General features: G+C 66.5%; 2 protein-coding genes. Both read right to left on the bottom strand.

Annotated features, from left to right (window positions below; genetic code table 11):
* Positions 1-891: hypothetical protein (locus ABD323_RS40505; protein ID WP_344447117.1), on the bottom strand; the 891-nt coding region annotated here is incomplete at its 3' end.
* A gap of 58 nt (positions 892-949) precedes the next feature.
* Complete coding sequence (locus tag ABD323_RS40500) at positions 950-2,170, bottom strand: IS256 family transposase (RefSeq protein ID WP_344447116.1); 1,221 nt, start codon at positions 2,168-2,170, stop codon at positions 950-952.
* Positions 2,171-2,282: the final 112 nt, after the last annotated feature.

The raw sequence follows: 2,282 nt of genomic DNA, 5'->3' as shown, positions 1-2,282 counted from the left end.
CATCGTGGTGTGCATGCCGACCCAGTCGAGCATGTCCGGTGTGAGCTCGGCCGCCAGCGTGGAGACTTCGGAGACCCCCAGCTCGAATGCCAGGCGCGGCAGGGCGAGTCCGGGAGAACTGGTCCACAGCAGGGCAGCGGACGGAATCGTTTCGGTGAAGGCGGGTATGGCGAAGAGACGTCCAAGCACCTCGTCGGTCGACAGTCCCTGAATAGGGGCGATGGCCAGGAGGTCCACGACCGGTAGCAGCGTTGACGTTTCATCCAGGGAGAAGGCCCAGGCCATGGCGTGCTCCGGCAGGCTCTCCAAGGGCTCACCGGGCTTGGCCAGGAGAGCACGGTAGAGAGCCGACAGCAGCATGCAGGACTCCTGCTCCACGGGTAGCCCAGCGTCCTGGAGCCGGTGCAGCCCACTGCGGAGTACGGCCAGGGGTGTCTCTTCCCATGAGTCTTCGGGCGACCTTTGCCAGAACCGTTCGACTCGCTCCTGCGCGTCCTCCGGCGGCTCCGGGAACCGCAGATCCGGAGCAGGCCCTCGGACAGCGCGGTGCTCCTCGAGCGCTTGCCCCGGGAGTAGACGGAGAGGAAGCCTGCGCCTGTCGAGTCCAGCTGCCTCGAGTCGATCGGCGACCGCCAGCATCAGCTGTCCGTCATCCACTGGGAGGCCCAGCTCCCGACTGGTTGCGACGACCTCGTGGACGAAGGTCCGGATGCCCTGGCCATGGACCGTCCCTTGCAGAAGGCGGAGCCAAGCGTCACGGGCATTCGCGAACTCGAACTCGTCATGGAATTTTCCGGGCCAGGCCGAGCCCAGGAACAGCGCGTCCAAGGGGTCGATCTCGCAGTACCAGAACGGGTCGGTGCCCTCCTGCTGGGCGATCCCGAGCTCCATGTACCCGATTGCGTAGGGTCGTGTCCCGTGGAGTGGTGTAGTGGTCGTGCGCCAACGGTCATGCGGTGGGCGGTAGTTCGTCGCGGGCGTGTTCGGCGGGGTAGATCTGGTCCATGCTGCCCTCGGGTAGGTAGCGGCGGGGGAAGGCGATCCATTCGTCGTGCATCTCGAACAGCACGGCGGTGACCAGCCGCAGGAGCGCGTCGTCGTTCGGGAAGACCTGGACGACGTCGGTGCGGCGTTTGATTTCGCGGTTGATCCGCTCCAGCGGGTTGGTGGACTGGATCTTCTTCCAATGTCGCTCCGGGAAGCCGGCGTAGGCGGTGAGGTCGTCCTGGGCCTCCAGCAGCATCGCTTTGACCTTGGGGAACTGCTTGCCGAGCATGTCGGCGACGGTGTCCAGCTGAGCTCGGACCGCGGCTTGGGTGGGTTGGGCGAAGATCGTGCGGATGGTCGCGGCGACCATCTCGGCCGCGTCCTTGGGGATGATCGCGAAGGTGTTGCGCAGGAAGTGGACGCGACATCTCTGGTAGGCGGCTCCGAGCATGACCTTGCGGATCGCCTTGACCAGGCCGCTGTGGTGGTCGCCGATGACGAGGCGGACCCCGGTCAGGCCGCGTTCGCGCAAGTGACGCAGGAACTCGGCCCAGAACACCTCGGTCTCGCTGTCGCCGACCATCACCCCGAGCACCTCGCGGCCGCCGTCCTCGGTGATGCCGGTGGCGACGACCACGGCCCGGGAGACGATCTGGTGGTTCACCCGCGCCTTGCAGTAGGTCGCGTCCAGGTAGATGTAGGGGAAACGGGTGTGGCCGAGCGGCCGGGTGCGGAAGGCGGTGAGCTGTTCGTCCAGGTCAGCGCAGATCCGGGAGACCTCGCTCTTGGAGATGCCGGTGTCCGCTCCGAGGGCTTTGACCAGGTCGTCGACCGAGCGGGTGGACACGCCCAGGACGTAGGCCTCCATGATGACCGCGTAAAGGGCCTGGTCGATGCGGCGCCGGCGCACCAGCAGGCTGGGGAAGAAACTGCCCGTGCGGACCTTGGGGATGGCCAGCTCCAGATCGCCGGCCTGCGTGGTCAGGGTCTTGTCCCGGTGGCCGTTGCGCCAGGTCGTACGGGCCTCGGTTCGCTCGCCGGGCTCGGCGCCGATCCGGGCGGTGGCCTCGGCCTCGATCAGCTCCTGCAGGATCCGCTGGGCGAGGGTCCTGATCAACTCGATTCCGTCGGCCGAACGCAGTGACTCCATGAGGCGGAGTAGGTCAGACTGGGATAAGGCCATCGCGTACCTCCCTGGGTGAACTCGCCGTTCTACACAGAGAGTTGCGCGATGGCTGCCCCATGACCAGGGGTCACTCCAAGATCCCTGCTACACCACTCCACGGGACGCCATC

The organism is Kitasatospora nipponensis, assembly GCF_039528135.1.
GTDB lineage: Bacteria > Actinomycetota > Actinomycetes > Streptomycetales > Streptomycetaceae > Kitasatospora > Kitasatospora nipponensis.
The sequence above is the reverse complement of the archived record's forward strand: the minus strand, read 5'-3'. Positions and strand labels throughout refer to the sequence as shown.

Excerpts from the sequence above, each read along its gene's own strand:
- ABD323_RS40500 (WP_344447116.1), bottom strand. The coding sequence starts at position 2,170 with ATGGCCTTATCCCAGTCTGACCTACTCCGCCTCATGGAGTCACTGCGT.